The sequence below is a fragment of the Intestinicryptomonas porci genome (assembly GCF_033971905.1).
In the GTDB taxonomy this organism is placed as follows: Bacteria; Verrucomicrobiota; Verrucomicrobiia; order Opitutales; family Intestinicryptomonadaceae; genus Intestinicryptomonas; species Intestinicryptomonas porci.
In genome coordinates this window covers 128,062-153,047 of sequence record NZ_JALBUT010000005.1, presented here as the reverse complement: position 1 = coordinate 153,047, position 24,986 = coordinate 128,062, and the positions used below count along the sequence as shown (strand labels likewise).

Annotated in this window: 19 protein-coding genes and 1 tRNA gene; 6 read left to right on the top strand and 14 right to left on the bottom strand. The window is 46.1% G+C overall.

Annotated elements, in window-relative coordinates; genetic code table 11:
- Nucleotides 1-11: 11 nt before the first annotated feature.
- The 3 genes from rpsR to MOX91_RS05565 form a co-directional block, all read right to left on the bottom strand.
- Nucleotides 12-194, bottom strand: a complete 183-nt coding sequence (rpsR, locus tag MOX91_RS05575; RefSeq protein WP_370397095.1) for a 30S ribosomal protein S18 — start codon at nt 192-194, stop codon at nt 12-14.
- Between the two features lie 164 nt (nt 195-358).
- Nucleotides 359-1,042 (bottom strand): SGNH/GDSL hydrolase family protein, encoded by a 684-nt coding sequence (locus tag MOX91_RS05570; protein ID WP_370397094.1) that lies wholly within the window; start codon nt 1,040-1,042, stop codon nt 359-361.
- A gap of 80 nt (nt 1,043-1,122) precedes the next feature.
- Entirely contained in the window at nt 1,123-4,887 is a 3,765-nt protein-coding gene (locus tag MOX91_RS05565; protein WP_370397093.1) for a glycoside hydrolase family 2 TIM barrel-domain containing protein, read from the bottom strand.
- A 291-nt stretch (nt 4,888-5,178) separates the two neighbouring features.
- On the opposite strand from MOX91_RS05565, the gene MOX91_RS05560 reads away from it, so the two are divergent.
- A tRNA-Arg gene (locus MOX91_RS05560) sits at nt 5,179-5,255 on the top strand.
- 76 nt (nt 5,256-5,331) lie between these two features.
- The gene (locus MOX91_RS05555) at nt 5,332-6,252 is read left to right on the top strand and encodes a bile acid:sodium symporter family protein (protein ID WP_370397092.1); all 921 of its coding nucleotides are present in this window, start codon (nt 5,332-5,334) and stop codon (nt 6,250-6,252) included.
- Here MOX91_RS05555 and MOX91_RS05550 read toward each other — a convergent pair.
- The 8 genes from MOX91_RS05550 to MOX91_RS05515 all read right to left on the bottom strand — a co-directional run bounded on the left by MOX91_RS05550 (nt 6,238) and on the right by MOX91_RS05515 (nt 15,343).
- The gene (locus MOX91_RS05550; protein ID WP_370397091.1) at nt 6,238-6,555 is read right to left on the bottom strand and encodes a protease inhibitor I42 family protein; all 318 of its coding nucleotides are present in this window, start codon (nt 6,553-6,555) and stop codon (nt 6,238-6,240) included. The two genes, MOX91_RS05555 and MOX91_RS05550, sit on opposite strands and share 15 nt — an antisense overlap.
- 120 nt (nt 6,556-6,675) lie before the next feature.
- The gene (locus MOX91_RS05545; protein WP_370397090.1) at nt 6,676-7,392 is read right to left on the bottom strand and encodes a ComF family protein; all 717 of its coding nucleotides are present in this window, start codon (nt 7,390-7,392) and stop codon (nt 6,676-6,678) included.
- On the bottom strand, nt 7,393-8,163 hold the full coding sequence (surE, locus tag MOX91_RS05540) for a 5'/3'-nucleotidase SurE (RefSeq protein WP_370397089.1): 771 nt from the start codon (nt 8,161-8,163) through the stop codon (nt 7,393-7,395).
- The gene (gltA, locus tag MOX91_RS05535; protein WP_370397088.1) at nt 8,164-9,600 is read right to left on the bottom strand and encodes an NADPH-dependent glutamate synthase; all 1,437 of its coding nucleotides are present in this window, start codon (nt 9,598-9,600) and stop codon (nt 8,164-8,166) included.
- Between the two features lie 21 nt (nt 9,601-9,621).
- Complete coding sequence (locus MOX91_RS05530) at nt 9,622-12,000, bottom strand: sulfide/dihydroorotate dehydrogenase-like FAD/NAD-binding protein (RefSeq protein WP_370397087.1); 2,379 nt, start codon at nt 11,998-12,000, stop codon at nt 9,622-9,624.
- Nucleotides 12,001-12,019: 19 nt separating this feature from the next.
- Nucleotides 12,020-13,870 carry an NADH-ubiquinone oxidoreductase-F iron-sulfur binding region domain-containing protein gene (locus tag MOX91_RS05525; RefSeq protein ID WP_370397086.1) on the bottom strand — a complete coding sequence of 617 codons (1,851 nt, stop codon included), beginning with the start codon at nt 13,868-13,870 and terminating at the stop codon, nt 12,020-12,022.
- A gap of 1 nt (nt 13,871) precedes the next feature.
- A complete protein-coding gene (nuoE, locus tag MOX91_RS05520; protein ID WP_370397085.1) occupies nt 13,872-14,330 on the bottom strand; it encodes an NADH-quinone oxidoreductase subunit NuoE in 459 nt (152 codons plus the stop codon).
- Nucleotides 14,331-14,488: 158 nt separating this feature from the next.
- On the bottom strand, nt 14,489-15,343 hold the full coding sequence (locus MOX91_RS05515; protein ID WP_370397084.1) for a class I SAM-dependent rRNA methyltransferase: 855 nt from the start codon (nt 15,341-15,343) through the stop codon (nt 14,489-14,491).
- 123 nt (nt 15,344-15,466) lie between these two features.
- Here MOX91_RS05515 and MOX91_RS05510 point away from each other — a divergent pair, with 123 nt between their 5' ends.
- Together MOX91_RS05510 and MOX91_RS05505 are read left to right on the top strand one after the other, a co-directional pair.
- Nucleotides 15,467-18,202 (top strand): PD-(D/E)XK nuclease family protein, encoded by a 2,736-nt coding sequence (locus MOX91_RS05510; RefSeq protein ID WP_370397083.1) that lies wholly within the window; start codon nt 15,467-15,469, stop codon nt 18,200-18,202.
- On the top strand, nt 18,195-21,236 hold the full coding sequence (locus MOX91_RS05505; protein ID WP_370397082.1) for a UvrD-helicase domain-containing protein: 3,042 nt from the start codon (nt 18,195-18,197) through the stop codon (nt 21,234-21,236). The genes MOX91_RS05510 and MOX91_RS05505 overlap by 8 nt, the downstream gene beginning before the upstream one ends.
- Here the strand turns inward: MOX91_RS05505 and MOX91_RS05500 are convergent.
- On the bottom strand, nt 21,233-22,180 hold the full coding sequence (locus tag MOX91_RS05500) for an SAM-dependent methyltransferase (protein WP_370397081.1): 948 nt from the start codon (nt 22,178-22,180) through the stop codon (nt 21,233-21,235). The two genes, MOX91_RS05505 and MOX91_RS05500, sit on opposite strands and share 4 nt — an antisense overlap.
- 126 nt (nt 22,181-22,306) lie before the next feature.
- Between MOX91_RS05500 and MOX91_RS05495 the strand changes: the two genes are divergently transcribed.
- Together MOX91_RS05495 and MOX91_RS05490 are read left to right on the top strand one after the other, a co-directional pair.
- Nucleotides 22,307-22,687 (top strand): ankyrin repeat domain-containing protein, encoded by a 381-nt coding sequence (locus tag MOX91_RS05495; RefSeq protein WP_370397080.1) that lies wholly within the window; start codon nt 22,307-22,309, stop codon nt 22,685-22,687.
- On the top strand, nt 22,651-23,055 hold the full coding sequence (locus tag MOX91_RS05490; RefSeq protein ID WP_370397079.1) for an ankyrin repeat domain-containing protein: 405 nt from the start codon (nt 22,651-22,653) through the stop codon (nt 23,053-23,055). The genes MOX91_RS05495 and MOX91_RS05490 overlap by 37 nt, the downstream gene beginning before the upstream one ends.
- Before the next feature lie 139 nt (nt 23,056-23,194).
- Here the strand turns inward: MOX91_RS05490 and eda are convergent, their stop codons facing one another.
- Together eda and MOX91_RS05480 are read right to left on the bottom strand one after the other, a co-directional pair.
- Nucleotides 23,195-23,830 (bottom strand): bifunctional 4-hydroxy-2-oxoglutarate aldolase/2-dehydro-3-deoxy-phosphogluconate aldolase, encoded by a 636-nt coding sequence (gene eda / locus MOX91_RS05485; protein ID WP_370397078.1) that lies wholly within the window; start codon nt 23,828-23,830, stop codon nt 23,195-23,197.
- A 14-nt stretch (nt 23,831-23,844) separates the two neighbouring features.
- Entirely contained in the window at nt 23,845-24,939 is a 1,095-nt protein-coding gene (locus MOX91_RS05480) for a sugar kinase (RefSeq protein ID WP_370397077.1), read from the bottom strand.
- Between the last annotated feature and the right edge of the window lie 47 nt (nt 24,940-24,986).

Sequence of the window (24,986 nt, the reverse complement as noted above, 5' to 3'; positions counted from 1 at the left end):
AAAAACAGATTTTACTTCATGAGGAGCATATTGCGCCCCTGCTTGATAACCTTCTTTACGTGGCGCTGTTCCTTTGCGGACAAACCCGTAAATTTGCGCGGCAAAATTTTACCGGTTTCAGTTGTATAGCGATTTAAGCTTTCCGTATCGGAAAACGACAAATCCAAAGCTGACTTTTTTTGTTCTTCTGACATGTTGTGCTTTTAATTAAAATATTTTTACAATATGAACTTGTATCTATTTTTAAAGCGTTATATTAAAGAGAGACTTAGCCCGCAATGCAAGTAATTTTTTCAAAAAAAATCAAAAAAAAGGCGATTTTTTAAACCGCCCCTTTTCTTTGCTTTAAATTTTGATTTTAGTTGCGCGATTTTGCCACTTTTTCAATGAACGGCTTTGCCATTTCTTCCATTACGGCGTAACCTTCGGCGGTCGGATGCACGCCGTCTTTTGAATATTTCAAAGGAAGCCCTTTTCTTTCGTCAACCATTTTCGAGTGGTAGTCGAGATATGCGATTTTGTTCTTTTTTGCGTAATCTTGAAGCATTTTATTGACTTCAATAATTTTGTCGCCGACATTTTCGATTTCCTTGCGCCATCCGTACTCGGCGGCAGGAAGTATGGAGCAAATCACCGGTTTGATTTTATTTGCCTTTGCAATTTCGCACATGGACTGAATATTGCCTGCAATGTTTTCAAGCGAAATGGGACCATGATTTCTTGCAATGTCGTTCGTGCCTGCCAAAATGAGAACGACCTTCGGCTTTAAATCAACAACATCGCGCTGAAAGCGCGCAAGCATCTGCGTTGTAACCTGCCCGCTTATTCCGCGCCCTACATAGTTGTTTTCAGTAAAGAACTGCCTGCGCGAACCGAACCAGCCGTCAGTGATGGAATCCCCCATAAACACAGCAATAGGCGCGTTTTTTGAAGCTTTCACTTCTTCGTTTGCCTTGGCGTATCTGCCGTAGTTTGCCCAGTCTGCAAAAAGCAGGGTTGAAAATGCGGCAAAAGCCGCAAACAATGCGATAAATTTTTTCATGACATAAAATTTATTTGTTTTTCCGAAAAATTGAAAGAAAAAAATTCGGCAAAAAACTTGCCGAATTTCTCTAAAAAATCTCACTTGCCAAAAATCTTTATTCCGCTCAAATGGAAATATTCTTTTTTGCGAAGCTCGATTTTGACAAACCGCGCTTTCTTCTTTTCGTCAAAAACGATTTTCCATGTTTTTCTGGCGTTTTTGGTCTGCCAGACATCTTCCCAATTACTGCCGTTTTTTGAAATATAAACATGCATATTGTTTGTGCGGCTGCCCTCATTGTCTTTGCGGTTATAAAGAAGTATTGCGGATATGTCGCGAATTTTTCCCAAATCTATAACAGCATATTGAACATCGTCTTTCCGCTCGGTGTGGAAAGCGAAATTTTTGCCCTCGCAAAGAAGCGGATTTCCGCCTTTTGGATGATATTCATTAGAAAGAGAAGAATATTCGATTTTAGCGTCCTTTGAAATCCACTCTCCCTCGATGCTCTTCATGACAGATTTGTCCTGCCTGTTTTTTTCTTCTCGGGCAAACGTATGCGAAAACTTGTCCAAAAGACGCATTCCGTAGAAAGAATCAAACTTGCCGTCCGATTCCAACATGGAAGAGCCCGCGCCAAAAACCAAAAATTTGAATTCCACAGAACCTTCAAAATAGTTTCTATACTTATCCAATGTTGCAGGACCTAATGCGCCGTTTCCGACGCCCGAAACATACGGGGCAATCCTAAGCTCGCAAACATCGGACTTCGGCAAATCCTTGAAATGCTTGGCGCGCAGAATTTCCTCCTGACTGTTTGGCAGCAATGAGAAATTAAGCCCGTCGCCATCCACCGCAAACAAAAGCGAATTTCCCCTGCCGTTTTTTACTTCAAACAACTTGACTCCGCCGCGGTTTCCGCAATCTTGGGGCTTGGCGTAAGGGAAAATTTCGTTTGAAACAAGATAAGACCACTTTCCGAAATCCGCCGACTGCATTCTGTCGATATAATTCATATGACCGCCAAAACCCAAGTAGCGCACCGAATGAGCTTCTTTCTTGGGCATAAAAGCGCGCATTCCGACTCTCGGCAAATACAGGTCTTTCGGCGTGTCGTTTAACTTCGTTATTTTTGTCGAAACTTCCAAGACGCCATCACCCGTAAGCGAATAAGCCTGCTCGAAAGCAAAGCCCATGCCCTCGTCATTTACAAGGTTTGCGCTCGTCAAAACTCTCGCAAGCGACGGCGACAATTTTTTTACTTCGATTTTTTGCATCGACGGGACAAGTTCGTTAAGCTTGTACTCTTCAAACTCCCTGCGCGCCCTGCCGTAGTTTTCAATCCAAGCCGATGAAACATCGAGGCTAAACGGCGTTGAAATTTTTTCGCCCAACTTGTCGGAAATAGATTCAAGCGAAGCCGTCTTTTGGTCAAAGACCAGTTTAAGAGACGAAGACGAAAGCTCAATCTTGCCGTTTGAATTTTTAACATCAACCCTGCCCTTCGGCGATACCCTTTTCTTGGAATCTGTTTTCTTAATCAAAAAACTTTTTTTGGAAAACTTTCCAAAAGCGAAATCCGCAACAGATTCGGGAGTAGAGCTTGAATCTGAAATAGATTTCAAGTCCAAATTGGAAGAACCGCACTTAAAGCTGATTTCATAAAAATATTCTCCCGGCAAATCCGACTTAAATTCTGGAAGGGCAACTTTGTATTCAATGGTTTTACCTGCGGGCAAATCTATTTTAAGGGGAGCGGACGCAATGACGTCCCCATTTCGCTTGACTTTGACTTCACCGTGAAGCTCGCTTAAATTGGTGTCCAAATATTCGTTTGAAATACGGAGAGTCAGGTTGTCGTCGGAAATCGGATACATCTGAATGTCCTGATAGACCCTGCGCACTTCGCTAAGCTCCGAAGTCCATTTTCTCCCGGCTCCGACAATACCCGAAGCGCACCATGTGCCCGCATTGCGGCATGTCCCGAAATCTCTTCCGTCGCCCAAGAAGCGTTCGCCTTCGCCTTTTGCGGGAAGCCACAACGTCCTGTCCATCCAATCCCAAATAAATCCGCCCAAAAGAGCCGGCTCGGAACGCATTTTAAGCCATATGTCCTCCAAGTTGCCGATTGAATTTCCTATCGCAAAACAGTACTCGCAAAACATAAACGGCTTTTTGCGCGGAGCGGAAAGATAGGAATTTATGGCGTTTAGCCCGCCGTACATCGGGGAATGGAAAGAGCTTGTGTTTTCTTTTGAATAAGTCGCAGGCTCGCAATGGACAAGCGCGGGAGCGGGCGCAAATTTCTTTGCGACAGCTTCCATTTTCTTGTGCGCATTCGTGTAGTGGTTCCCGTTTTCATTGCCCAAAGACCAGCCGAAAACACATGGATGGTTGCGGTCGCGCTTAACCATGTTTTGCATTCTGTCGCAAGAAGAAGCGTCGTAAGTTCCGCTGTCTCCGGGGACATGGTTCCAGAGAGCGTGAGACTCTAAATTGTTTTCGTCCAAAACAAAAATGCCAAGCCTGTTGCACAGCATGTAAAACTCGTCGGGATTGGGATAGTGTGAAGTCCTGATAGCGTTTATGTTTGCGGCTTTTATCATCAAAACGTCTTTCAAAAGGACTTCAAACGAAACCGCGCTTCCCTTTTCAGGGGCGTAATTGTGGCGGTTTACGCCCTTGATTTTCACGACAGAACCGTTCCAAACAAGCCGCAAACTCCCGTCTATGAAAAACGTCCTGAACCCTACGTCGATTTTGGCTGTTTCTAAAACTTCTCCGTTCTGCTTCAAACTAAAAATCGCCTGATACAAATTGGGCTTGTCGGGCGACCACGGCGAAACTTCCCCGCCATTGAAAGCCAAATCAAAGCTTGAAAAATCCGAATTTAACGCAGACGAAGCCGCGCGCAAAACCTTTCCGCTTGAATCGGTGAAAACCAAATCAAAACTCAAGTTTTCGGGAAGCTTTTTCTCCGCGTTCTTTGCGAAAGCCTTTGAGAAAAACTTGAATTTTCCGCCGTCAATAACGGCGTCGGCAACGATGTCCGCAATATGGGTTTTCGGTCTTTCCACCAAAACCACGTCGCGTATCACGCCCATAACGTGCGGCATATCCTGCACTTCCGTATAAGAACCCGTCGTGAATTTGAAGACGTGGAGAGCAACAACATTCTTCCCCTTTTTCAAAAATTTTGAAATGTCGAACTCGGCGGGAGTGAAAGAATCTTCGGAGTAGCCCGCGAATTTCCCGTTTACAAAAACCTTCACGCCTGATTTTACCCCGCAAAGCCTCAAAAAATACGCCTTGTTCTGAGAAAAATCATCAATAGAAAACACATTTCGGTATATCGCGCTTTGGCGGTGCATATCGGGAATGCGCGGTTTTAACATTGCCTCCGACGGATTATCGGATCTGATGTCGGCAAATTCGGGCAGATTTTTCCCCTGCAAGTCAAATATGAATTCGGGAAAGATATTGGTGTAGGAAATGCGGTCGTATCCGCGGGTCTGCCATGTGTCGGGCAGGTTTACGGCGTCCCATTTTTCGTCGCTAAAATCTTTTTCAAAATACTCGGCTTTCAATTCGGACGGGCTGTCAAAAAAAGCAAAACGCCAACCGCCGTTTAACAACCTGTAAGGCTTTGAATGATATATTTTGCCGACATCTGAAATTGAAATCGGCTTCTTTGCCGAATCCAAAGAATCGCACAAAACAAACGAAGCCCTTGCAGGTTCTTTATTTATGCGAAAAACCGACATATCGTCCCACTGATAAGTCGCCTTTGCCTCTTCTTCGAGAGACAGCGCAAACATGGGTTGCAGCGCAGAAAAAGCCAATGCAAGCATTAAAAATTTCAAATTTTTACAAAACATGAGTTTCCTTTCCCAAAAAAATTTGCATATATCTTTAAAAATGAAATAATATTTATTCGAAAAAATTTTTTAAAGCACTTTTGTACTTTACAGTAATATAGGCGCAAAACAAAAAAAATATCACAGCACCATGCAAAGTTTTCCGAAAAAGCAATTTTTTTTAAACATAAGTGCACGATATTCAAAATCTTAAATTTTATGAGTAAAAATTCTAAAAAAAATGCTTGCATTAAAAAGAAATTTCAGCATTATTTGGTACTTTCTTAATTGAAATACGCGCCTGTAGCTCAATTGGATAGAGCATCTGACTACGGATCAGAAGGTTACAGGTTCGACTCCTGTCAGGCGCGCCATTTCAAATTGTGTTTCGGGGCTTTCGAGCTCTTTTTTTTATGCCCGCATATGTGGAAAGTCTTAATCAGACCGGCAATGATATTTATCCCCTTTGTTCTCGGGATATTGCTTCAAAGTGTTTTCAGGTTTTCATGGAACGTAAACGGCGTCGAAATTTCAGTATGGTTTATACGAATTGCGCTGATGATTATGTTCTTCCAAATTTGCGTGCAAATAAATTTGTCGAAGTTGAAACCGCGCAAAGAACACTTCAAAGTTCTTGTTTTAAACATTCTGATGGGAATTGTCCCCTATTTCATCTTAAAAGAATCCGGCTATGAAACGCTTGCGCTCGCCGCTTTTTTTGTCGGAATAACGCCGACTGCAAACGCCGCCCCCGTTGTGATGGGATTTCTCGGCGGCAATGTCGAATTTGTGCTTACGGGATTTGCCATAACAAACATTTTTATAGACCTCATATTAATAGTCCTTCTGCCTTTTATAAGCGGCAACGGAAGCTTCGATTTTGCACTCAAAGTACTGCTCCAGCTTTTAATGTTGGTAGGCATTCCCATTTTGCTTGCGGCTATTGTGCGTAAAACCTGCCGCAACGCGCGCAACATTGCCCTTCGGTTCAGAATGTTTAACTTCGGGCTGTGGTGCTCGACATTGTTTGTAATCGCCTCAAACGCCACTGAATTTTTTGAAAGCAAGCCCGACATATCGTGGACGTCTTCGATAGAAATCGCGCTCATATCGCTTTTGATTTGCGCGATGAATTTCTGGCTTGGCAGAGAAATTTCGTCAAGACGCCACGCAAGGGAATCAAGCCAAGTTTTAGGTCAAAAAAACACGACGCTCACCATATTTCTGGCTCTCGTGTTCGGCGGCGAAAACGCCGCCTTGGTTTCGCTCGGCCCGACTTTTTACGTTCTTTGGCACAATATGTATAACGCCCTTCAAATGTACTTTTACGACAAGCGCAAAATCGCAAAAAACAAATCAAAAAGATTTTAGCTTTGACGGGTGCGCGTATTCGATGTCAACCAGAAAATCCTGCGTTTCGGTATAGACATTCGCGCCGCTTTTAAAGTATCCGAGTTTTATTTCTGCGCGCCCCTCCCTTATCGCCTCAAACGAAATTTCCGTATTTTCCCCGCCTCCGAAAATCGGGCATGACTTCTTAACGCCGCGCGATTTAACTTTCAAAAAATTATCGCTGTAATTTACGATGCTCCAATCCGCGCCCGCAGACTGGTACGGCGGCAAGGAAATAACGATGGTGTCGCCTATCTTGCAGGAAGTCTGATTTTTTTCCAAATTCAAATTTTTCTCGGACGCGCAGCCGAAAAAGACAAAGGTTAAAAGAATAAAAGCTGTTTCTTTAAAAAACTTCATGATTTTATGAAAATCCATTTTTTTAAACAGGGCAAATCAATTTTAAGACCTTCTTGCAAACGCAAAAGCCGAAATGTTTTCAAATCCCGCCCGCTTTAAGGTTCTCGCGCATTCGTTCAAAGTGGCTCCGCTTGTCATGACATCGTCCGCCACTATGATTTTCGCGCTTTTTGAAATATTTAAGCCGCCGTTAACAGCAAATGCTCCGCGCACGTTTTCAATTCTGTCCTTCTTGGAAAGAGCCGTCTGGGTCGGAGTGAACTTTTTGCGCAAAAGCAGGTTTTCCACTTTCAAATTAAGCTCGGGATAAAGATTTACAATCGCCCTGCAAAAAACTTCGCTTTGATTGTACGCGCGCTTTCGCATTCTCTTTGAATGAAGCGGCGCAGGAACCAAAATTGCGCCATCAAAATATTCCCTGAAATTCGCCACCCTGTTTAATAAACGCGCCATGTCTTCCGCCACATAAATTCCGCCGTGGTACTTTAATTCCAAAACCAGACTGCGCCCCGCATCGGCATACTCGCACACCACAAGCGACTTTTCAAAATAAAGCTCATCAGAAGCGCATTTTGCGCATATACTGCAAGGCATGCTTACAATTTCAGCGCAACGCTTGCATCTTTCAACCTGAGTTATAAACGGCTTGTTTGCGCAATCTTCGCACAAATATCTGAATTCTCCGCTTGGATTTTCCTTTCCGCAAACAATACAGTGTCTCGGAAAAATCAAATCCAAAAGGCGTTCAAAGATTTTCATTTAAGGTCTCACGCAAATTGACGAGTAGCACGCAACGCCGCTTTTTAAACACTCTATGTCGGTTTTCTTTCCGCCGACAGACCTGCCCCCGTCTATCGCGTATTTAAACGAAAACATGCCGTTTTCATCTTGCCTGTAAAAAGGAAGAATTTTTACAGAAGCAGGCTCGCATTCCACAAACGGGGTTGAAGAGGAGTATTCGGATGGATAGTTTATGTTGAAAACGCTCCCCAAACGGGCGTCTTTGGATTCAAACTTTTCGCGCACAAAATTCGCGCAGTGGGCGCAAGCCGAACGCAAAATATCGTCGAGCTTTTTCGGGGGAGTTTCGTGGTTTATCCTGCATGACTCATAAAATTCGTTTGCAAGCTGTAATGACGCGGCAACCGCCATCACGCCTGCACCCGCCGCCTCCGCCGCAGCTGAAAAAGTCCCCGAACTCCACAAAAGCGGAAGCCCCAAATTCTGCCCGATGTTAATTCCCGAAACCACCACATCAGGCAAATCATCTTTGCACAAACACCCCAAAGCAATGTTCACGCAGTCGCTCGGAGTTCCGTCAACCGTGTATATCTTTGTTTTTTTGAAATCGGACTTTCTTTCGGCAAGCGTCAAAGTTTTATGCCTGCTGTAAGCCCTGCCAATCCAGCTTTGCTCAGATGCGGGAACGACGACCAAAATTTCGTCCGAAACCTCCTCAAACGCCTCAATGAAGCGGCTCAAGAAAGGGGATAAAATTCCGTCGTCGTTTGAAATCAGGATTTTTTTCATTTATTCCTGCGCGGGTTCCAGAGGCTCTCCGCGCAAATATTTATTGATGCTTAGAGCCGCCTTTTTCGCCTGCCCCATCGCGCTGATTACAGTCGCCGCGCCGCTTACGACGTCGCCGCCCGCAAATACGCCCTTCATTGAAGTTTCCAAAGTATTTGGGTTTATTTCCAAAGTTCCCTTTTTGGTCGTCTTCAAGTTTTTGCAAGTCATCGGGATTAGCGGATTCGGGCGGTTGCCGATAGAAACAACTATCGCATCGCAATCAATCACAAATTCGCTGTTCGGAATTTCCACGACGCCCCTGCGCCCCGAAGCATCGGGTTCGCCAAGCTCCATCTTAGAGCATTCAAGACCTATAACCCTGCCGTTTTCGTCCGCCACCACGCGCTTGGGCGCAGTCAAAAGCTGGAAGTTGACGCCTTCCTGCTCGGCATGGTGGACTTCTTCGGCGCGCGCAGGCATCTGCTCGCGCGCTCTGCGATATACGAGGGTCGATTTCGCCCCTGCTCTAAGCGCGGTTCTCGCGGAGTCCATTGCGACATTGCCACCACCGATTGTGACGATGTGCTTTGCCTTAATCGGGGTCGTTCCGTATGTCGGGAACGCGTAGGCTTTCATGAGATTAAAGCGCGTCAAAAATTCGTTTGCGGAAAATACCCCGACGCTGTTTTCGCCTGGAATACCCATAAAGTTCGGCAAGCCCGCGCCCGAACCAATGAATACCGCGTCAAAACCGCTCGCCAAAAGCTCGTCAACCGTCTGCATCTTTCCAATGAGATGGTTTAAGTGTATCTTTACGCCAAGGCTTTTCAAGGTATTCACTTCGTGGAGCACGATTTCCTTGGGCAGGCGGAATTGCGGAATGCCGTACATAAGCACGCCCCCGGGGAAATGCAAGCCCTCGAATATTTCGACCTCATGACCCGCAAGCGCAGTGTCAAGCGCGGCGGTTATGCCTGCGGGGCCGCAACCGATGATTGCAACCCTCTTGCCCGTGGGCGCGGCTTTTTCGGGGATTTTTTCGAGATTGTTTTGGCGCACATAGTCCGCCGCAAAACGCTCCAAAGAGCCGATGGCAACAGGCTTTCCCTTTATGCCCAGAACGCACGAGCCTTCGCACTGCAATTCCTGCGGGCAAACTCTTCCGCATACAGCCGAAAGCGCACTCTGCTTTTTAAGCTTTATTGCGGCTTCCTGAATGTTGCCGTTTGCTATCGAATCAATAAAATCGGGTATGCGTATATTGACGGGACATGCCGCAACGCATCTTGGTTTTGGACAGCGCAAGCATCTTGTCGCCTCGTCCATCGCCATTTCCAAAGAAAAGCCGTAAGGCACTTCCTCGAAATTTGCGGCGCGTTTTTTAGGATTTTGCTCGGGCATCGCGTGGCGCGGCAAACCCGAAGCTTTCAACTTTTTTACAGTATTTTCTGACATACTAAAAAAACCTATTCTAAATTATTTGTGGCACCCCCCGCCCGAATGCAAATGGCGCGGCATTGCGTCGATTTCAAGCAGAGAATAAGCAGTTCTGCGCTTTGCAAGCTCGTTAAAGTCAACCTTGCCCAAATCGAAGAACGGGCCGTCAACGCACGCGAACTTGGTTTCGCCATCAAGGCTTACGCGGCACGCACCGCACATGCCCGTTCCGTCAACCATAATCGGGTTGAGAGAGCAGAGTGAAAGAGGCGTTTTTGAGGCGAACTTGGAGCACTGCTTCATCATAAAGACGCAACCGACAGCTATCGCCGCGTCAAATTCTCCGCCGCGCTTTTCGTAAACGTTGCTGCATCCGCCCTTTATGCCCTTTGTACCGTCCCTTGTAAGAACGATGAACTCGTCCGCGACAGTTTTCAGCTTGTCTTCAAAGAAAAGCATAAACGAAGTCGAAGCCTCTATCGCAATGGCGGTTTTTACGCCCATTTTTTTGAGCTCGCGAGCGACGGGATAAATCGCCGCTATGCCGTAGCATCCGCCCATTAACAAGACCTTCTGACCTTCCTTGAAATTCGAGAAATCAAACGGAGTACCGAGAGGTCCGCTTGCCGAAGCAAGGAAGTCTCCCTTTGAAAGACTGCCAAGCTCCGCGCTCGAACGCCCGACTTCTTCAAAGACGAACTGAACCCAGCCCTCTTCCGCGCTCCAGTCTATGATTGTAAACGGAGAGCGTTCGCTCTTTTCGTTCGCCATCAAAATCGCGAACTGCCCTGCCTTGGCGTACTTTGCCATATCGGGAGCCTTGATTTTTATGGAGTGGAAATTCGGCGCAAGAACCTTGCTTTCCAAAATTTCATATCCGCCTGCCGCCTTTTCTTCGCCTGTTTTCTTTGAAACAGGCAAGCCGAATGCGGCGAAATCAGGAACCAAATCGGCGACCAAATGCCCCATGTAAGCCTTTGCAACCGCGCTTTTTGAAGTTTTGGGCGAAGTAAATTCCGAAACCCTCGGCAATTCTTCGCCTTCTGCGAGATTGAACTTGCAAGACAAGGCCTTCAAAACGGATGTCAACGCTTCCTGCCCTTCGAGCTTCTTAACGATATTTTTTTCGTCCTCAAATGCGCCCGCAAAAACGACTTCCGCGGAATTTTGGGCTTTGTTTCGCAAAAAGTCAAAGTTTACGAAACTTTCAACGTTTCTTGCAAGCTCTTCGCCGACATAGTCGCCCGCGACAAACATTGCCGAATATTTTTTGCCCTCAATGTTCTTTCTTGATTTTTCGGAAAGCTCCGTCGCATCAAACTTTACAAATTCCAAGTCCGCTCCGAATTTCTTTGAGAGAGCCAATGCCGATTTCTTCGCTTCGTCCGCGGATATTTCGGGAATGGCAATCAGGATTTTACCCATGTTGCGACCGAAAATTTCAGCGGTCTTTTCCACGGCTTCCTCAAAGGAAGAAGGTATCATTTCCCCGTCAATTCTCACATAGTGGCGGGAAAGCCTGCCCTGCGCGTTCAAAATTTGGACATAGCCGAATCTGCCGAGAGCGCAAAGCTGGTCTTCGGGGTTTAAAGAAGTTTTTTCAACACCTATTAACCTGCCGTTTTTAAGACGCAAATTGATTTTGCAATTTTCAGGGCACATGCGGCAAACGCTTTCTTGCACGCCGTCTTCATGCCCGAACCAGCGCGACCATCTGTCGGTAAGGCAACCCGTCGGACATTCGTCTATGCAGGCTCCGCAGAACAAGCATTCTTCCATATTCCATTCTTTGCCGAATGCGGAGGAAATTTTCGCCTTTGCACCGCGGTTTGCAATGGCAATCGCGCCCTTGCCGCCATGTACTTTTTCGCAAGTGCGCACACAAATGCCGCACAAGATGCACAAATTGTGGTCGCGGTCGATAAACGGATCGTTGCGCTCGACCTTTGCAGGGTCGTAAATCGAGGGAAGCCCCATATCGCGTGTAAAATTGCCAAGCGACACTTGGCGCAAGGTGCAATCAGGACGATTTGAGCAAGTTCCGCAACGCGTTGAAACGCCCGCCTTTGCGGGAGTCGGCTTAACAGCCTCGCACTCTTCGCGCGAATCGCAACTAAAACATGCCGAGGTGTGCCCGCTCATCACAAGTTCCAATGTGCGGCGGCGTTGTGTATTGAGCTGTTCGGTGTTCGTGCGGACAACCATTCCGTCAGCGGCGGGAGTCGTGCAAGAGGTGGGAGTTCCGCGTACATTGTCGATTTCAACAACGCACAAGCGGCATGCGCCGTAAGGGCTTAATTCTTTGTGGGCACACAATGACGGGATAAAAATCCCCGCATTGCGGGCGGCCTGCAAGACCGTATCGCCCTTATTGGCTTCTATTTGAACTCCGTCTATCGTTAAATGTATCTTTTCCATAATATTATTGTATGTTTTTTTAATCGCGCACAACCGCGCCGAATTTGCAAGCCTGATAGCATGCGGAACATGATATGCACTTTTCGGGGTCGATTGAATGTTTTTGCTTTAACTCGCCATGCGCAGCACCCGTTGGGCATGACCTTGCGCACATTGTGCAACCCACGCATTTTTCGGGGTCGATTTTAAAGTGTACCAATTTCGGACAAACGTGCGCGGGGCATTTCTTATCCTTGATATGCGCCATGTATTCATCTTCAAAATAGCGCAAAGTTGAAAGAATCGGGTTTGGCGCGGTCTGCCCCAATCCGCATAGCGACGACTGCTTCATCGTCATGCAAATCTTTTTGAGGCGTTCAATGTCCTCAACTTCGCCTTCGCCCGAAGTTATTCTTTCCAATATTTTCAAGGCGTGCTGAGTGCCCATTCTGCAAGGAATGCACTTGCCGCAGGATTCGTTGCCCGTAAAGCCTAAGAAGAATTTTGCAACTTCCACCATGCAGGAATCTTCATTCATCACGACCATGCCGCCCGAACCGATAATCGCGCCCAATGCCGACAAAGTTTCGTAGTCAACGGGAACGTCGAGATGCTCCGCAGTCAAACAGCCGCCCGAAGGGCCGCCGGCTTGAACAGCCTTGAATTTCTTGCCATCAGTGCAACCGCCGCCGATTTTTTCTATGATGTCGCGCAAGGGAGTGCCGATTTCAACTTCGATAAGCCCCGTGCGCTCAATCTTGCCTGCCAATGAAAAAGTTTTTGTACCCTTGCTCTTTTCAGTGCCAAGCTTCGCGTATTCCGCTCCGCCCTCGCGCATAATGCTCGAAGCCGCCGCGAGAGATTCCACGTTGTTGATGTTTGTGGGCTTCTTGAAAAGACCGCTGTTTGCGGGGAACGGCGGCTTGGGGCGCGGCATTGCCCTGACGCCCTCAATCGACGCCATGAGCGAAGTTTCTTCTCCGCATACGAATGCGCCCGCGCCTTTTTTTATTTTTATCTCAAAATAAAAGCCGTCTTTGTTTTTCAAAATTCCGGCTTCTTCAGCCTGTGAAATTGCGTTTTTCAAGCGTTTTATTGCAAGAGGATATTCGGCGCGAGCGTAAATGTAGCCGTATTTGGCGCCGATTGCGTATCCTGCAATCATCAAGCCTTCTATGACGGAATGGGGGTCGCCTTCAAGAACGGCTCTATCCATAAACGCGCCGGGGTCGCCTTCGTCGGCGTTGCATATAACATACTTTACGTCGTTTTGCGAAGCCTTCGCAAAGCTCCACTTGACGCCCGTAGGAAAGCCCGCACCGCCCCTGCCGCGAAGCCCGCTAAGCTTCATTTCATCAATGACTTCGTCCTGCGTCATTGAAAGCGCGCGTTCCAAACCCTTGTATCCGCCCCTTGCCAAGTAGTGTGAAAAGCTCGTCGGGTCTATCACTCCGCAGTTGCGCAAAACAATCCTCTTTTGAAGGGCAACCATCGGGTGTTCCTTAAACGGCGCAATGCCCTTAAACGGCTTGTCGTCCATGACGCCCACAGCTTTTTCCTTGACAGGTTCGCCGCCAATCAAGTGGGAGTTTACCAGCTTTTCAACGTCTTTCGGGCTTACCTTTGAATACAAAACAGATGGGGTATTCGCGCTTCTTATTTCAACCAAAGGCTCTGCATAGCAAAGACCTATGCAACCTGTTTCAACCAAATCGACCTTTCCGCCCAATCCGGCTTTATCAAGTTGTTTTTTAAATTCTTCTATTACGGCTCCCGCGCCGGACGCCAGCCCGCAAGTCGCGGCACCAACCATTACGCGGGGCTTTTCGTTAGACGTAAATTCCGCCCATTCCTTCTCGGCGGAAGCCCTCAATTCTTCGAGTTTGGACATGCTATTTCAACCCTTCCAAAATTTTTTGCAACTGGGCAAGAGTAACCCTGCCGTAAACCTTTTCGTCAACAACTATGGCAGGAGCGAGAGCGCACGCGCCAAGGCATGCCACGCGCTCCAAGCTTACCAGCCCGTCTGCAGTGGTTTCGCCTTCCTTTATGCCCAAACGCTCCTCAAGCGCCGCCAAAAGAGACCCAGAGCCGCGAACGTGGCAGGCAGTCCCCTTGCAAACCTTTATTGTGTGCTTGCCGGGCTTTTTAAATTTAAATTGAGCGTAGAAACTTACAACGGAATAGATGTCGCTTCTGGTTATTCCAAAATATTCTGAGAGTTCCCTGACGGCGTCCTCCGAAATGTAGCCGTCCTTGTCCTGAACGTCTTGCAGAGCCGCCACAAGATTTTCGCGCTTTGGTTCGTAAGCCGAAAAATCGTATTTTTTTGATTGTGTGTTGTTATTCATAGTTTTTTGACTAAAATAAAAAGCATTAAAATTGTCGCATATTCGTTAAAATATGCAAACTTTTTTGAAAATATTTCTGCTTTTTTTGGATATTAAGCCAAAAAAACGAATAAAGCTCACTCGATTGAGCAAAAAAATCCAACTGTAAATCAAAAACGCTACATTGCGGAAGCTATCGCCCAAATCGACAAGGGCAAGGGCATTCCCGAACCCTCAAGAGCAAGTTCGCCGCAACTGACGCCCAGTTTCGGGAAATAGCTTTTAAGCATATTTTGCGCCATGACAGATGAAGCCTCAATGGAATATAGCGTCATCATAACGAACATGGGATTTTCGGAAAGGATTTTTTGGCAGGCTTCAAGAAGTTGCGGAAGCATTTTTTCAAGCTTCCAAAGCTCGTTTTTCGGGCCTCTTCCGAAAGCGGGAGGGTCGAGTACAATCGCGTCGTACTTTGCCCCCCTTCTTGCCTCTCTTTGGGCGAATTTCAGGGCGTCGTCTATAATCCACCTTACGGGCTTTTCGGAAAGCCCGCTTATCTCCTGGTTTTTGCGCGCCCATTCGACAGATGGCTTTGAGGCGTCAACGTGGGTCGCAAGCCACCCGCTTTTCGCCGCGACCAAAGTGGCGGCTCCCGTATAGCCAAACAAGTTCAAAAGCCTTGGATTTTTCCTTTGAGATGCAGATTTTGCGATAAAGTCCCAATGCGGAGACTGTTCGGGGAACACCCCCAAGTGCTTGGAGCCGTCCATAAATTTTGTTGCGAATTTTACGCCGTTAAAATCCATTACGGGAGGCTTTACTTTCTTAAAAAACTGCCATTTCGAGTTCTTTTTGTCGTCGTCCAAGTAGCGGGCGTCGGCATTTTTCCAGATTTCAGGGCTGGACTTGCGCCACCAAGCTTTCGGCTCGCTTCTAATCACAACGACTTCTCCAAAACGCTCAAGCTTAAGCCTGTCGCCGCTGTCCAAAAGCTCGTACCCGTCCCAATCCGAAAATAAAACCTTTATATCCATTTACCGACAAACAAATTTAAAACCCGACTCGATGGCAACAAGAAAATGGCAAAAACAAACGCCCTTTCATTTTTTTTTAAAATTGGCGTGATATTTTTTGAAATCCGAAGTATATAAAAACATATGCCTATTAGAATTTTCATTGAACCGAATTTAAACAGCACAAAAACTGCCGCAAAAGAGATTTTTGAAATACTGAATCCGTCGCGCAGTAATTTCATATTTTCGGGCGCGATGGTTTTGGCTCCCACCAAAAGCTGCGCGAACGCCCTGTCGCGCGAGCTTGCAAATTTATCCATGCAGAAATTCGGCGGCGGAATCGCTGGGCTTGAAATTCTTACTCTCGAAGCGTTTTTTTGCAGGCTTTCGCGGCACATACCGTCCGCAAGCGAAACAGAAAGGCGTTTTGCGCTGAATTTCACAATTTCACAATTTTCGGACGGCGATTTGCCCGCGCTTTTTCCAAGCGGCATACCATCTTCCCCCAAAAACTTCTTCAAGAAATTTCTGGAAATAAAGACGCAGTGCGCTCATGCGGGGCTTTCAATAAAAGACGCGGCGAAAAAAATTTCGGAAAGCGCGAACATAGAATCCGACAGATGGAAAGAAATCGAAAAATTTGACGGCATCTACGCCTTGTCGCTTTCAAAAATTTCAAAAAAAGACCCCGCAGACGCCCTCTTGGAAGCATTGGAAAACCCGATGGGAAACCCAAAAAAGATTTTTCTTGTCGGAATTGCCGACGCCCCGAAAATTTTATTTGCCTCCTTAAAAAAATTTGAAGAAAAAGGAGCTGAAATATTTTCGCTAATCATTGCAAACGAAGCTCTTTCAAAGCATTTCGACGCCTTCGGAATCCCAGAAACCAATTACTGGAAAGACAAGATTTTCGACATTTCAAACGGCGATGTTTCCGTGCCCCAAACGCGCCTGATTCAGGCGCAAAACGTGGCGGAAGACGCCGCAAAATTCGGAAGCAAAGCACCCCAAACATGCGCCATCGCCTGCGAAGAGGGCTCAAGCTCATCAGCAATAGCCCGCGCCCTCGCCTCTAAAAACATAAAGTCTTTTTCCCCCGAAGGCGAAAAGCTTTCAAACGGGGAAATTTTCGATTTTCTGAAAACGCTCAGGCTCTACTTCACCGATTGCGGTTTCGATTCCCTGAAAACGATTGTCCAAAAGGACGCGATGCTGTCTTTCCTAAAACATAAAACCAATTTATGCGCTAAAAAGATTTTTGAAATCATCGACAAATACAAATTTGAAAATTTTTCCTTAGACCTCAAAACGGCAATGGATTTTGCGAAAGAAAAAGGCGACAACAATGCCCTTTCGCTCTTTAACGCGATAAACTCCGTTTTGGAGCCGAATGCCGAATTAAATTCGGAAAAAATTGCGCAAATTCTTCAAAACCTCTTCTCTAAAACCAAGACTTTCGACCCGAACATAAAAGAGGAAGCCGAAAGCATATTCGGCATTCTTTGCCAAATAAAGGCGGCGGAAGAAGTTTTCGGAAAAACCAGTTTGGCGGAAACAATAGAAATTCTTTTAAACGCCGCCGACAAAAAAACTTTCGGAAAAATCCGCGCGCTTGATGAAATTCAAATGAAAAACTGGCTTGAAATATTTTGGACAACAGAGCCAAACCTCTTGATAGCCGACTTTAACGACGGGCAAGTTCCAGAAAACATTTCATCTGACGCATTTATGCCAAACTCCCTGCGCGAATTTTTGGGAATCCGCGCCGCAAACGCAAGGCATGCGCGAGACTCCTATTTCCTGCATACAATTTTATCTTCGAGAGAAAAATCCGCCGTAAAAATATACGCTCCGCAAACAGACTTTGACGGCGAGCCGCTGCGCCCATCGCGGCTTCTTTTGCAAACGCCGAAATCGGACCTTGCCGCGCGGGCAAAGCACCTCTTCCAAGACGCCGAAAGCGACAAGCATTCGCGGGCGTTTTCATATTCGTGGAAGATGAAAGTTCCGCCTGCGCCCCTGCCCGCTTGCTTGAACGCTACGGATTTCAAATACTACATCTCGTGCCCTTTTGATTTTTACTTAAAGCGCGTCTTGAAGTTAAATTCGGTTGACGAAAAGAAATCGGAGCTTGACGCAATGGACGTCGGCACAATCACGCACAGGGCATTGGAGCTTCTCGCAAAAGAAGACGCCGAAAGCGTCTCGGAAGAAGCCATATTCGCAATCTTAAAAAGAAACATCGACGCGATTTTTAAATCAAGATTTGGCAAAAACCGCCCGACGCCGATAGAGCTTCAAAAATACTTCATTTTGTCGAAGTTCTCCGCCGCGGCAAAAACAGAGGCCCTCCACAGGAAAAACGGATGGCGCACGATATGCGCCGAAAAAGAAATAAAGGAGCTTTCCGTTTTGAACTTCCAAATCAAGGCGAAAATCGACCGCATCGACTTCAACGAAAGCGAAAACAAATATCTTTTGATTGACTACAAGACAATAGACACCGCACCCAAAGACACTGCCACAAAAAACCACTATTTGTCAAAGGGCGGAGAGTTTGTCTGGAAAGACTTGCAGCTTCCGGTTTACATCGCCTCCGCAAAAAAATTCTTCGGTTCGGAAAATGTGGAAGCCGCGTACTTTTTGATTACAAAATCCGCTGAAGAAACGCGCATCGAACATTACAAAAATTCCCCCGAAGCGGAAGAAAGCGCAAAGAAAAAAGCGGAAGAAATCGCCCAAAACATTTTGGACTATAAATTCGAGCCAAGCGAAAAAAGCCCGCTTGAATCAGACTATCCCGAATATTTCGGCTTCGCGTCAAAAAACCTCGGAAAATTTCTGGACCTATCGCAAATAAAACAAAGTACCAATGAATAAGATAATTTTCAACAACGAACGAACGCTCGCAAGCGCGGGGTCCGGAAAGACATACAACCTCACAAACCGCATAATCGCGCTTGTCGCGGGCGGCGCAAAGCCAAAGGAAATTTGCGCCCTCACATTCACGCGAAAAGCCGCGGGGGAATTTTTCGGCAAAACAATGCAAAAGCTTGCCGAAGCCGCCCAAAACGACGCGTACGCAAACAGCCTCTCAAAAGACATCAATAAAATCGCCGAAATCGGAGAGCTGAAAAAAGAGAACTTTGCCATCATTTTGGAAAAGTTCGCAAAATCGCTGCAAAACCTGAACTTCTCGACAATCGACTCGTTCACGTCCAAATTTTTAAAGCTCTTCACTTCCGAACTCGGAATAAACGAAAGTGTGGAAATACTCGACGAGTTTTCAGAGGGCAAGGCGAAAGAAAAAGCTCTTTTTGAGACTTTGAGGCAGTTTGCAGGCGACAGCTCCACCATTGCGGAATTTGCGCAGGCAATCAAAGAGGCGAGCTTTGGAAAAGACAAAAAAATGATTGTCTCAACCGTTGGCAACTTTATAGACGAAGCCCATTTTTTATATCTTTTGCAACCCGACAAAAATCGCTGGATGTCCATAATTCCGAAAACTCCGCTTATCGAGTGGAATTCGGACAAATACAGGGAATGCACCGAGCTTCTTGAAAAAATCTTTTCAGAAAAAGGCGCAAAGAAAAAGAATTCCATCCTGACATTTTTTAAAAATTCCGATTTCGACCGCGTTTATAACCTCGGAAAACTTACGTCCGAAATGGCGGAATACTTCCGTAAAACAAGTTCGGCAAGGGGGACGGGAAACATCGACGAAGACGAATATCCGCTTATCGACCAAAACATAAAACGCCTTTTATATTCGCAAACCGACGCCTCGCAAAAGGCGGCGTCCGCAATTTACAAAATAGTTTCCGCATACGAAAAAATCTACGACAAAACCGTGCGCAAGCAGGGGCTTCTAAGCTTTAACGACATGACAATTTCAATCGCCAAAAGCCCAAACCCCGTAGAGCGCAAATTCGCGGAATACAGGTTCGATTCAAGCACAAAACACTGGCTTTTCGACGAGTTTCAAGACACCTCGCGCCTGCAGTGGGAAGTCTTTAAAGACATAATAGACGAAGCCATACAAGACCCCGAAAAATCCTTCTACTTCGTAGGAGACATAAAGCAGTCTATTTACGGCTGGCGCGGCGGCGACATGAAGCTTTTCGGAGAAATTTACGAGCATTACAAAAGCCACATGGAAGACAATGAACAAATGAAAACTTCCTACCGCTCGTGCCCCGCCGTGATAGATTTCGTAAACAAAGTCTTCTCTAACCGCCCAATGATGAAAACATATTTCGGCGAAAATGCCGAGAATGCCTGGTCGAAGATTTGGGAAGACCACGACTGCGCGGAAAAAAACCGGAAGCAAAAAGGCGAAGTTTCCGTCGAAGTTCTTGAAAAAAGCGAAGAGGAAGACGCGCTCGGAAACGCCGTTTACAACTACATAAAGGAAAAAAATCCCTCCGCGAGAAATCTGACATGCGCGGTGCTGGTGCAGACAAACAAGAAAGCCCTGCAAATAATAGAGGCAATCCGCGCAAAAGTCGCCGCAGAAAAAGACGGGGAAAAATCGAACATAAGGGTCGCAAGCGAGCTTGACATATACATAGCCCAAGACAACCTTGCAATTCCCGCAATGCTCGCGCTCTTGAAGCTCTCCGTTCACCCGCAAGACAGCTTTGCAAAAAACTATGTTTTAATGTCTCCCCTAAGCGCAGTTTTGCAAAACGAAAACTGGGACGAAGAGCTAACTAAAAAAATATCGTCTTTGGGTTTTGAAAAAGCGTTTGAGCCTATTGCAAAAATCCTCTCGGAAAACTTAAAGGATTTCGACGGCTTCACAAAAAACAGAATAAGCCAATTCATGGAAGCTTGCAAGAATTTCGACGAAGAGCAAAACCGCGACGCAGACGACTTTATCGACTACATTCAAAAATACAAAATACGCGAAGGCGCGGCGTCCGATACAATACAGGTCATGAGCATACACAAGTCAAAGGGGCTTGACTTCGACATCGTAATCCTTCCCGAACTCGGCAATACCCAAGGCAACCGCTCTTCAAACGTAAAAAGCCGAAACAACGGCGACGTCGTATATATGCCGTCGAAAAACATATGCGAATTTGACGAGAACTTAAAAGAGGCTTCCGACGAATTCAAAGAGCGCGAAAATTTTGAAAAGCTCTGCAAATTCTACGTCGCTCTGACGAGGGCAAAACGAGCAATCCATATAATTTTAAACAAAAACAAAACTGAAACCAAAAGCGAAGGGAACGGAAATTTTGAACATTTTCTGGCAAAATATTTCGGCATTTACGAAAAAGGGAAAGACTTGCGCGGCTTGAAAACCGATTTGAGCGACGAAGCCTGGATTGAAGATTTCCCCCAAAAGGAAAATCTTTCAGAAATCGAAAAATCGGAAACCCCGAAAGAAGAATACGAAACCAAATACGGGCAAATCGAATTTGAATTCGACTTTCTAAACCGAAACTCCGCAAACTTGACAGGGCTTGCCGCGCACTCGATTTTTGAAAATCTAAACGGCAAAAAGAGCCTTGAAGAGGCCGCCCTTGCCGCAAAAAATCAGTATCTGGATTGCCCCGAAAATTTTAAAGACGCGCTTGAATTAGTCAAAAAATCCCTTGAAAATGCGGAAATCAAAAAGATTTTCGAGTGCGAAGATTTTTGCGCGGAACTCCCCTACTGCATTTTAAACGGAAACGATACGGAATGCGGAAGAATTGACAGGGTGAACTTCTTTGAAAACCGAACGAGAGCCGAAATAATAGATTTTAAAACCGACGACGCAAGCGAAAGCGAATTGATTTCAAGACACTCCGCGCAACTGAAACGCTACGCACTCGCCCTCTCAAAATCTTCGGGCATTCCCCTTGAAAAAATCGGGCTTAAAATCCTGTCAGCCCGCAACGCGAAGTTGGTAAAAGTTTCTTAAAACCTCGCGCCGCATAAAACCTTGAAAGACTCGCCCATGTGCGGAGGTGTCAAAAACTCCGCAAGGGCGCGCTTTTCAGGTGAAAACACGCCCGCAGTTTCAACCACGCGCCTGATTTCATTTTGAGAATTTTTCATGAAAAAACTCCCCTGCGCAGCGCACTCCGCAAAGCTAAATCCCTCGGCTTTTAAAATATCCAAAAACGGCTCCACGGCAGGGCTGAACGTTATGTCGCATTCGCAAGAGTTTGAAAATATGTCGGAAGTTGCGGCGTGCTTGAAATAACTCCGCGCAGTGCCACACTCAAAACTTAAAAGCTCTTCAACAGTGCGGAAGTAGTCGGCAAAAATCAAGACGCCCCTCCAACTTTGGCGGCATATTTTTTTAAGCAAATCCAGCGCGTCAAAAGAAAAGTCCAATGTAAATCCGCCGTCCAAATCCCCAAAATACCCGCGCAAATACTCCGCCTCAAAATCCGATGCTTTTTCGTAAAAAATCTCAACCTTGCCGCTTTCTTGAAACCTGCAATACTGCTTTAAAACTTCACCGCCTGTAAAACAAAACTTGTCAAACGGTCGGGCATCCAAAAGCTCGTTTGAAAAAACAAACAAATTGCCGCACAAATCAAGAGGCTCGCCAATCCTTAGCACCTTTGAATTTTCAAACAAATTAAGCTCAGGCTCCGCGCCTATTTCGCAAAATTTGAAATCGCCAATTTCAAAATCGGGAAAATTCGATTTTGCGACATTAAAAAACGCTTCTTTTAAAAGATCGGAAAATAGCTTCGGATTTAAAGACGACGCCGTGTAAAAATCGCCGCGTCTGCCAACACGACACCTGTCCTTCCTGTAATACCCGAAAACGGAATCGAAAAGACAAAAATCCACGTATTCGCCAACCGACATCGGCGACATTTCAACCAGCCTGCGCAATACCTCGCTCATAAGAAACAAACCCTACAAGCCTCCCCCCGCCCTGTAAAACAAAAAACATCGCGATTGCAAAAAATAAAAAAAACAACAATATGTTTATCAAACAAATAAACTTGTAACAAAATCATTTGGCGCAAAATGCAAATAAAAGACGAAGAGTATTATACTAAAAAACTATTTGAATATGCACAATCTGCAAATTTTGAAGGTGTAAAACATGTCATTGCATTAGGTGCAGATTTTAACGCTTTCTATGGAGACTATTTAAACGATAGAAATGTTTTAATGGATGCATCAAAAGCAGGCTCTTTGATGATAGTAAAGTTTCTAATAGAAGATTGTGGCGTAGAACCATCTCTTTATCCTGAATGGCATTTCTTTATCGAAGCATGCAAGAGTGGGAATTTAGAGCTTGTAAAATATATCCACAAACTTGGACCGCATTTGATGTTAACGATTGGGATTGTTCGTATAATCCTGCGATGGCAGCAATTTATTTTGGACATACGCATATTTTAGATTACTTGCTTTCTAACGGGATTGATGTCCATAAAGGAGATCGTTTTGAAGAATCATTATTGCCACATGCATATAATAATCTCGATGCTATTAAGTTAATGGTTGAAAAATATGGAGCAGATGTAAATCTTCCAGATGAAGACAATACTTTATTACACAATATTGTCAGTTTTGGAAATTTCGACACTCTGAAATATGTAGTTGAAAATTATTCCCCAAATTTGTTCGTAAAAGATATGTTTGGAAAAACGCTTTTGGAGGTCGCACAAGACATACACACCAACCAAGATAATCATTTTTTTAAATCTCGCACAAAAGAAGAAGATTTAAAAATCATAAATTATCTAAAAGATAAATTGGAGTTATAAAATATTTTATGACTGCATAATGTTTTACTCTTTGGATAAAGTCAAAGTTTGATGCTAATTTATCAAGTAAAAGAAAACAAATCGCACAAAAAAAATGCGCACTGTTTAGGTGCGCATTAAAAGTTTTAAAAGGCAGAATTCAACCTTTGATGACTTCTGTTACTTCGCGGGCGAGACGTTCGATTTCGGCGAAGTTGCCGCTGTTGATGACGTCGGGCTTTGCAAGCCAAGAGCCGCCCACGCCTGCTATCAGTTTGTCGGAAAGGATTTCCTTTACGTTTGCGCAGGTAATGCCGCCAAGCGGTATGAATTTTACGCCCAAGTGTTTATAGGGAGCCGCCATTGCGTTTAGGTGTTTCAAGCCGCCCGTTGTCCCTGCGGGGAAGAATTTAAGGAGAGTGCAATCCAACTCCAATGCCATTTCGATTTCCGAAGGCGTCATAATGCCGGGTCCGAAGAACAGTCCCGCATCTTGCGCCGCCTTAACTACGCGCGGATTGATGCCCGGCGACACAGCGAAGTCTGCGCCTGCTTCAACCACTTGCTTTACCTGTTCGGGCTTCAAAACCGTTCCCGCCGCGACGGTCACGCCTTCGACTTCCCCGCGTATTCTGCGGATTGCCTCCAATGCAGCAGGGGTGCGCAGGGTAAGTTCGATTGCCGTAACGCCGCCCGCTTTCAGCGCATTTGCGACAGGCACTGCGTCTTTTGCGTTGTCGATTGTCAAAACCGCGATGATTTTCTTTTCTTCAATAATTTTGCGAATATTTGCCATAACTGCCTTTCAAATTATCTTTGCACGCGCGCCGAACCGCCGCTTGCGAGTTTCTTGACTTCCGCGAGGCGGGCTGACGATGTGTCGCCGGGGGTAGTCATTGCCAAGGCTCCGTGCGCCGCGCCGAAATCGACCGCCATTTGCGGGTCGCCAAGCTCCATAAGCCCGTAAATGAAGCCCGAAGCGAAGCTGTCGCCGCCGCCTACCCTGTCGAAGATTTCAAGTCCGGGGCGTTTTTTAGATTCAAAAAATTCGCCGCCATGCCAGCAGATTGCGCTCCAATCGTTTACGGTCGCGCTCTTTACTTCGCGCAAGGTTGTGCCGATAGCCTTGAAATTCGGATAGGCTTTCACGACCTGCCCTATCATTTTTTTGAAGGACTCAACCTGAACGTTCGATACGTCCGCGCCCAAGCCTTCAACTTCAAAGCCCAAGCATGCGGTGAAGTCCTCTTCGTTGCCAATCATGACATCGACGTATTTTGCGATTTCCTTGTTGACTTCCTGAGCCTTTGCGTGCCCGCCGACGCTCTTCCAAAGCGACGGGCGGTAATTCAAGTCGTATGAAATCACGGTGCCGTGTTTGCGCGCGGCTTTCATGGCTTCAATAACGACTTCGGGGGCTGTTTCGGAAAGAGCCGCAAAAATCCCGCCCGTATGGAGCCATCTTACGCCGTCTTCGCCGAAGATTTTTTCCCAATCGAAGTCGCCCGCCTTTAATTTAGAGCATGCGGAATTGCCGCGGTCGGAACAGCCCACCGCACCGCGCACGCCGAAGCCGCGCTCGGTGAAGTTCAATGGATTGCGCACGTTTTTGCCTACGCCGTCGCTTTCAAACCACTTGACGTATTTCATGTCAACGCCGCCCTGCAAGATGAAGTCTTCAAGCAAATAGCCGATTTCGTTTTCGACAAACGCGCTCGCAAGAGCAGCCCTAAGCCCGAAACAGCGGCGCAAGCCCCTTGCAACGTTGTATTCTCCGCCGCCTTCCCACGCGGTGAAACTGCGGGCAATGCGCGTGCGCGTATCGCCCGGGTCGAGGCGCAGCATCACTTCGCCAAGAGACAAAATATCGTATTTGCAATCGTTTGAGGACTTAACTTTAATCATATTGGTAATTTTTTTGTTAATGAGTTTAAAGATTTTCAAAAAAGACA